We start from the raw sequence: 7,840 nt of genomic DNA on the forward strand, positions 1-7,840 counted from the left end.
GGGTCCGCGTTCCTGGCGGTACGGAACGCCACCTCGATCCAGTCGTTGCCGGTGGCCTGCAGGTTGGACTGCCGGCGGCTGCCGTCCTCGTTGAACGCCTCGTTCACCACGTCCCAGTAGGCGAGCTTGCCCCGGTAGTGGCCCATCACCCCGTTGATGTGGTCGATCATCGCCTGCCGCAGGGTGCTGCCGGACAGGCTCTGCATCCACCCCGGCTGCTGCCCGTGCCACGCCAGGGTGTGCCCACGCACCTTCATCCCCCGCTGCGTCGCCCAGTCGTAGATGCGGTCACCGGCGCTGAAGTTGAACTGCCCCCGCTGCGGCTCCGTCGCATCGGGTTTCATCTCGTTCTCGGCCGTGATCATGTTGAACTCGCGACCGGCGATCGTCGTGTACGTCGAGTCACCCAGCCGACCGGCCGCGACCGCCGTGCCGAAGTACCGGCCCGACTGCGCCGCCGCCGCGCCCAGCGTGCTCGCCGCCGCGTCCGCCGCCGGCATCATCACCGCGGCCACCGCCACGGCCACGACACCGACCACACCGGCGGTCAGCGCTCTGATGGCGGACGATCTCTTCCGCCGGCTTCCAGCCACCTCGATCTCCCTTACCTTCGGTGATCAATGCATCGCGTTAGCGCTAACATCCCGGACCGGGTGTGGCCTTTGCACCAGCGGTGCCGGCCAATCAGCGAGCGCCTGGCGGAACGTTCGCGCCTAGCACGGTGAGGTTTCCAGAACCGCCGGAAACATTCAAGCCGAACAGCTCCCGGACTCCGGGAACATCGAAATGATCGGATCGTTTCCGCAGGTCATAGCGGCACTCCGACTGCACGGAACACGTCGCCGGACTGCGAAATTTTCGAGCGTCGACTCGACGGACGGGTCATGTATAACAGTTTCCGGCAGGCAACTTCCGGCGACCTCAAAACGCAATGCACACCACTGCGTTTTTCGAAACAATTGACGCACACGGAATGACCGACGCATAATTCCTCCATAGGTCAACATCAAACTTGATGCGGCACCATGACCGGCTCGCCCATCGCGCGTGGAGGTGACGGTCGTTTCGTGTGGGCGGACGGTGCGGGCGAATCGGGTTGCGGGACCGTCACGCACTGGAAGAATGCGTCGATGAAACCGGGTCGACCCCGCGAGACGCAGCAGGAGCCCGCTGCCCGCGATCGTGCCGCTGACCGCCGGGATCTGCTGCTGCTCAGCTGCGGTGTGGTGCTGCTGGCCTGTAACCTGCGTCCTGCCGTCACCAGCCTGCCGCCGATCTTCCCCGAGCTGCAGACCCATCTCAGCCTGTCGCTGACGGCCGTCACCTTCGTCGCCACCGTCCCCGTCCTGGCGTTCGGCGTGTTCGCGCCGGTCGCCGCGGCACTCGGGCGGCGCCACGGCGAGGAGCGCACGCTCGCCGCGGCACTGATCGTGCTGGCCGGCGCGCTGGCCGCGCGGGCAGCCCTGCCCCACATCGCGCTGTTCGTCGCGACCGCCGCGTCCGCCGGCGCCATCGCCGTCATGAGCGTCCTGCTGACCAGCATGATCAGGCGCCGCCAGCCGCGGCGGACCGGGCTGCTGCTCGGGCTGTACCTGTTCGCGCTGTACATCGGCGCCATGGTCGGCTCCGCCGCCAGCGTGCCGCTGTTCGAGGCATCCGGCGGCTCGTGGCTCGTGACCCTCGGCGTCTGGTGCCTGCCGGCGGTGGCGGCCCTGCTCGTGTGGCTGCCGCAGTGGTCCCGGCACACCGGGACCACGCCGGGAGAGGCGGGGGAAGCACCGCCCGTCTACCGGTCAGCGCTCGCCTGGCAGGTCGCCGCGTTCATGGGACTGCAGAGCCTCATCTACTACAGCACCCTGTCCTGGCTGCCGAGCTTCTTCCGCGACCGGGGCGCGACCCCGGGACAGGCCGGCCTGCTGGTGTCGATGCTCAGCATCGGCGGGCTGGTGACCGCGCTGACCACGCCGATGCTCGCGCAGCGGCGGGCCGACCAGCGGGTCCTGGTGGTCGCCGGGGTGTCGATCTGTGCGGTGGGACTCGCCGGTGCGGTCGCGGCCCCGCTCAGCACCGCCGCGCTGTGGACCGGACTGCTCGGGCTGGGACAGGGTGGCGTGATGGCGCTCGCGCTCTACTTCACCATGGCCCGCGCCGGCAGCGCCGCCGAGTCGATCAGCCTGTCGGCGATGGCGCAGTGCGTCGGGTACCTCCTGGCGACCACCGGCCCGCTCCTGGTCGGCCTGCTGCACGACGGCACCGGCGGCTGGCGCTGGCCGTTCGCCCTGCTGTTCCTCCTCACCGCCGTCAAGCTCGCCGCCGGCGTGCTGGCCGGACGTGCACGCACCCTCCGGGGCACGGAAGCGGCGCGATGACGCGGAAATCGAACCCCGACGAGACAACCGGACCGTTCCCGGTGGTCGCCCGCTGTCCGCCACCACGCTGCGCGCCGACGAAGGCCGCCGCCGGCAACGTGCCGGCCGTCGACGCCCGATCAGCGCGACCTGCCACGGTCGCGGACCCGCCCGGCGAGCAGTCCGCGCCGCGGCCGTGAGCAGCGCGACCGGGGCACCGCCCTCGGCGAGGCGTGAATGGCCCGGCGACGGGCGCCGCATGGCAGGCCGGTGGACCCGGCCGGCCATGCGGCTGCCGCAGGGTTCAGACGCGCAGGCTCCACTGCTGGTTGCTGCCGCCGTTGCAGGACCAGAGGATGATCTTCGTGCCGTTGACGGTGCCGGCACCGTTGGCGTCCAGGCACAGCCCGGACTGGACGCCGGTGATGGTGCCGTTGGCGTTGAGGTTCCACTGCTGGTTGTTCTGGCCGTTGCAGTCCCAGATGACCACGGCGGTGCCGTTGGTCGTGCCCCGGCCGCTGGTGTCCAGGCACTTGCTGCCGAAGACCTGCAGTTGCTTGCCCGAGGTGTACGTGAAGCGCTGGTTGGTGCCGCCGTGGCAGTCCCACAGCTGGCCCTGGGTGCCGTTGGCCGGGTTCGTGCCGCCGATGTCGACGCACCTGCCGGACGCGCCGCCCACGATCATGACGTTCTGCTGGCCGCTGGTGCTGCCGCCCTGCTGCCGGACGATCCACTTCGACTCGGCCGACCGGTTGCCCTGCGCGTCCACGACGTAGAGGCGGTACTCCCCGGACGACGCCGGCACGGCGATGGAGGTCGCGGTGCCGGCTGCCCTGGTCATCGTCGGACCGGCGACGAACGTGGTCGTCCCCGAGGGAGCCAGCCACACGGTCCCGGCCGCGTCGCCGGTGCTGCGGATCGGGATCGTCGCCGTGCCGCCGGCGACGAATGTGCTGGCCGGCAAGGCGTAGTTCGGCAGGGACACCTGACCTTGGGTGATGATGTCGCGGTACGCGTCCTCGAGTCCGGAGCTCACGGCGATCGCGTGGGCCGCCGCCGGCCATACGTAGTCGGAAGAGACGAGGATGTCCTGCACGGTGCTGTTCGGCAAGGTCTTGTTGGAGACCTTGTTGATGGCGCCGTACGTAGAAGTGATGCTCAGGTCGTGCTTGCGGCCCCAGTCGTCGGAGTTGATGAGCCACGTGACGTTCTTGTCGACGCTCAGCACGTTGTCCTTGAAGGTGATGTACGCCGATCCTTCGTCCGGGTGCAGCCCGTACTTGTGACCGGCGGGCACGCCTTCGAGGTAGTTGTTGGTGATGGTGGTGCCCGGCTGGCTGCCCAGCGTGTAGATCGGGGCGGTGTCGCTGAGGCGCTGCACCGTGTCGATGATGTGGTTGTAGCTGATGGTGTTGTTCCTCGCCGTGGTCGTCGGCCGGTTCGGCGCGATCGAGCCCGCCGATCCGTCGAAGTTCCACCAGCCCCAGCCGAGCGTGATGCCCGCCCATGGGGCTTTCTCGATCCGGTTGTGCTGGATGGTCAGCGTGTCGGCGAAGTATGCGGAGATCGGGCTGTGCCCGTTGAACAGCACGGCGCTGTCGTAGAGGTAGTTGTTCCTGATCTCGATGTTCTTGCTGAGGCCCTCGACCTGGGCGGCGTACTTCTCGCGGTTCGTCGAGGTGCCGTCCCCGATGTACACGTGCTGTGGATGGCCCACCGTGACCGCGGATCCGGCGATGTCGAAGGTGGCGTTCCCGATCAGCCGGCTGTTCTGCACGTCGTTGACCATGTTGACACCGTCGGCGCCGGTGTGCTGGATCCGGTTGCGTTCCAACAGGATCCCGTCGGCGTTCTCGATCTGGACGATGCCGGGCGCGACGTCGACGTTGCGGTAGTAGTAGTCGTGGAAGTTGCCCTTCGCGTACGCGAAGGCACCGAGATTGCCCTGCTGCGCCTGTTTGAAGGCGGAGCCGGCGACGTTGAACAGGTTCCAGTCCGAGTGCTCGACGGTGAGGCCGGAGAACGTGATGTTCCGGACGTGGCTGCTCGTGGACTGACCGGCGATCCGCAGCGTGGTGGTCACGTTGTTCGGCGCGTACACCGGTGCGGTCGTCATGTCTTCCGAACTGGCCTTGTAGTAGTACAACACCCGGCTCGTCTTGTCGAAGAAGAACTCGCCCGGCGTGTCCAGGAACTCGTAGGCGTTCATGAGCTTGTGGCTGCCGCCGGCCTGGGCGTCGCCGTTGTACGCGCCCTGGGCGATCGCCGCGCCGGGCTGCTGGAAGAGCGCCACCCGGTTCGCGCCGTCCGCGCTCGTGGTGACCTGGCGGACGCCGACGATGGCGGTGGTCCAGGTCGTCGCCGTTTCGATCTCGATGTCGTCCTGGTTGCGGGCGACGGCGGGGAAGTCCGCGAGGCCGTACTTGGACCCGTCGCACTCCGATCCGGACTCCCACGCCCAGGCGGCCTGTCCCGCGCTGACGTTGTACGTGCCGTAACACCCGGCCGAGTTGATGGTCTTGGTGGCCATGACCGCCCGCTTACCGTTCACGTACAGCGACCGCAGTTTGTTGCTCCGGTTGAGCGGGGCCTTCCAGATGTTGCCGCTGTGCTGCGTCCAGCCGGTGACCTGAACTCCGGCTTGCAGCACCGGACGCTCGTTCTGGTAGGCGGCGTAGACGATGCGGTAGCCGTTGGTGCCGGAGTCACCCGGCATGAATTCGATGGTGCTGGAGATCGGATAGCTTCCGCCGCGCAGGTACACGTAGATGTCGCCGGTCATGTTCGCGTTGACGGTGCGGACGACGTCCCGGGCGCGCTGCACGGTCTTGAACGGAGCCGCGATCGTGCCGGCGTTGCTGTCGCTGCCGTCGGGGGCGACGTAGAACGTCGCCTGCGTGGCGGCCGCGGCCGGCGGGGGGCTTGCGACGGCCGGCAGCAGTATCGCGGCGGCGGACACCGCGACCGCTGCGAGCGACCTTCCAGCGATGGAGAGCGCTGACTTCACGTTTCGGTCCCTTCTTCTCTGCCCATCGACAGGGCCCGCGAGCCGTTCGTTCGGCGGTGAACGACGCGTCGACGGGTGATCGCACCGGCGGGGAGTGACGGGCCGCGCCGCCGTCCGGGCATCGACAACGCAGAGAGTAAACATCATACGTATGAAGAGCAAGGTCTTGCATGTTTCGATGCCACTCCCCCAGCCGGCACCAGGCTGGTGGGTGTTTATGTCCGGCAGGATCATGGCGTAACGGTGGCCACGCCGCGGGGCGACGTCGTCGACGCCGAGGCGATCTGGATGGAGCGGTGGCTACCTGGTCACGGGAGTTTCCAGACCGACAGCGCTCCGTCGGCCACGCACGCGAGCATGTCGCGGTCGTTGCGGCAGTCGGCATTGCCGTACCAACCTGCCGGCCTGCCGAACACGGTGAACCGGCCACTGTGCGGGTCGACGGCAGCGAGCAGGGCCGTGCCGTTGTCGCCGGACTTCCACGCCACGACCCCGCGACCGGGCACGACCGCGGCGAGTTGCCACCCCGTCAGCGCCGGAGCGACCCGGCCGGTGCGGACGTCGACCGCCGCGCGGGGCGGGCCGGCGTTGCCGGTCGACCTGCCTGACCTGACGTCGAGGATGTCACCGTCCCCACCCAGGACACCGTTGTAGCCGGCGGCGTGCCAGCGCCGCTCGCCGGTGCGTGCGTCGATGGCCGTCAACCCGGAAGCGTCGCCGAGGCAGTACAGGCCGACAGCGCAGGGATAGAGGCCCATTCCGCCCCAGGCACTGGAGCGCGCGGCCTCCCAGCGCCACAGCAGCCGGCCGCTGCGGCGGTCGTAGACGTCCGTGCCGCGTTCGCCGCCCTTGGCGAGCAGCACCTGCTCGGGCAGGGCCGAGCCGGACTCCCGGAACGAGCTGCCCATCGCGAACGACGCGATGGTCCCGGACCAGTCCAGTTGATCCGTCGCGACGACACGGCCGGTGCCGGCATCCCGGATCTGCAGCAGGCCGGCGGGGCTCAGCTCCGACATGAACGTCGGGCCGGCGGAGCCGCCGACCTGGCTGAAGTCGACGGCGGAACCCTGCGGCACACGAACCTCCCACACCGTCGCCCCGGTGTGCTCGTCGAAGGCCAGGTAGTGCCGGCTGCGTTGCTCCGGCACAACGTTCAGCGGGGTCTCGCCGGGCTGCCAGGCTTCGGCGACCGGGCTCTCCTCGGCAACGCCGGCCAGGTCCTCGGCGACGATCCGCCCTCCGGACTGGGCGAGGTAGGCGACCTGCGGGCGCTGCCACAGCGGCTCGCCCGTGCCGGCGTCCAGCACGGTGAGGGCACCGGTCGAGCCGACCGGCACATCGGTCGTCAGCGCCATGACGTTGTCGGTCAGGAACGTCAGGTGCTGACCGGGCTCCAGCGTCATCGACCAGAGCCGGGTGCCGTCACGCAGACGAAGCACCTCGACCTGCGTGCCCGTGTCCATGGAGTGGTACCGCTCGGCAATGAGCCGGCCACCGCCGGTCTCGACGCTGCCTACGCGGAAGCCGGCGAAGGTGAAGACCGGCTCGATGCCGGCGCGCGGCACCGCCGCCACCAGCGTCCCCGCGGCGAGCAACGCCACCGCCACGAGCACGATCCACGGCCGTCGTGCCCGTGCCCGTGGCGATGCCGCCGGCGGCTCCCACGGGATGCGCGTGTCAAGCTCGATTATCGCGTCCACCACGGGCTCCTCACGCACACAGGATAGATGCCCACGCATGCACGGTGGAGCCCTCGCGATGGTTCGGGGTACCCGGCGTCGAGCCGCCCGACCGGAAGCGGCATCGCCGCGCTGGCACACTTGCGGGTGTGGTCGACTGGTTCACGCAGGCCGAAGTGGGTGGCGGTGTCCTCCGGATCTCGGAGCCGCACGTCAACGAACTGCTGTCGGCGAACTTCTGGTGGTTGCGCGGCGACGACCGCGACATCGTGGTCGACGCCGGGCTCGGTGTCGTCCCCTTGCGGGAGACGATTCCGGGCATGTTCGAGCGCGATCCGATGGTCCTGCTCACCCACGCGCACCTGGACCACGTCGGTGGTGCACCCGAGTTCGCCGACCGCGCCGCCCACCCCGCCGAGGCGCAGGTCCTGGCGGCTGGCGTACCGGCGAGCCTGTACGGACCGAACGCTGCCGCGTCCTAACTGCTGACGCTTATGCCGCCGACCGTGCGCGCTGAACCCGGCGCGCACTCCGCTGGCGGCCTGACAGGTAGCCGATGACAGTGCGCGCCGGGCGAGACTTGGTGAGGTCGATCGGACCGGCCGGGGGGGCCCCCCGGGGGCCGCCCCGGGCGGCCCCCGGGGGGAACCCCCCGGCCCCCCCGGGGGGGCATTGCGGGGGTGGGGGGGTTTGCTTTTGTTTTGAAGGGCTCCTTTCTGGGCGGTGCGCAACCGCCCACAATGGGGGTTAATCTATCAATATGTATTATGGGCCGGGCGGGCGCGGGGCCCTTCCGACACTCAGAA

5 protein-coding genes are annotated in these 7,840 nt (G+C 69.2%); 2 read left to right on the forward strand and 3 right to left on the reverse strand.

What is annotated here, in order from left to right; genetic code table 11:
- The coding region (locus tag ACFY3L_RS54375; RefSeq protein WP_389343867.1) for an endo-1,4-beta-xylanase at positions 1-503 on the reverse strand (503 nt) is incomplete at its 3' end.
- Positions 504-1,130: 627 nt separating this feature from the next.
- On the opposite strand from ACFY3L_RS54375, the gene ACFY3L_RS54380 reads away from it, so the two are divergent.
- Complete coding sequence (locus ACFY3L_RS54380; protein WP_389343856.1) at positions 1,131-2,369, forward strand: MFS transporter; 1,239 nt, start codon at positions 1,131-1,133, stop codon at positions 2,367-2,369.
- Positions 2,370-2,652: 283 nt separating this feature from the next.
- On the opposite strand, the gene ACFY3L_RS54385 is transcribed toward ACFY3L_RS54380, so the two are convergent.
- Both ACFY3L_RS54385 and ACFY3L_RS54390 read right to left on the reverse strand, forming a co-directional pair.
- Positions 2,653-5,355: a ricin-type beta-trefoil lectin domain protein gene (locus ACFY3L_RS54385; protein ID WP_389343859.1), complete on the reverse strand. Its 2,703-nt coding sequence runs from the start codon at positions 5,353-5,355 to the stop codon at positions 2,653-2,655.
- A 308-nt stretch (positions 5,356-5,663) separates the two neighbouring features.
- Positions 5,664-7,055 (reverse strand): PQQ-binding-like beta-propeller repeat protein, encoded by a 1,392-nt coding sequence (locus tag ACFY3L_RS54390; RefSeq protein WP_389343862.1) that lies wholly within the window; start codon positions 7,053-7,055, stop codon positions 5,664-5,666.
- Between the two features lie 128 nt (positions 7,056-7,183).
- Here ACFY3L_RS54390 and ACFY3L_RS54395 point away from each other — a divergent pair, with 128 nt between their 5' ends.
- On the forward strand, positions 7,184-7,516 hold the full coding sequence (locus ACFY3L_RS54395; RefSeq protein ID WP_389343864.1) for an MBL fold metallo-hydrolase: 333 nt from the start codon (positions 7,184-7,186) through the stop codon (positions 7,514-7,516).
- Positions 7,517-7,840: the final 324 nt, after the last annotated feature.

Source organism: Dactylosporangium sp. NPDC000521 (assembly GCF_042898305.1).
In the GTDB taxonomy this organism is placed as follows: domain Bacteria; phylum Actinomycetota; class Actinomycetes; order Mycobacteriales; family Micromonosporaceae; genus Dactylosporangium.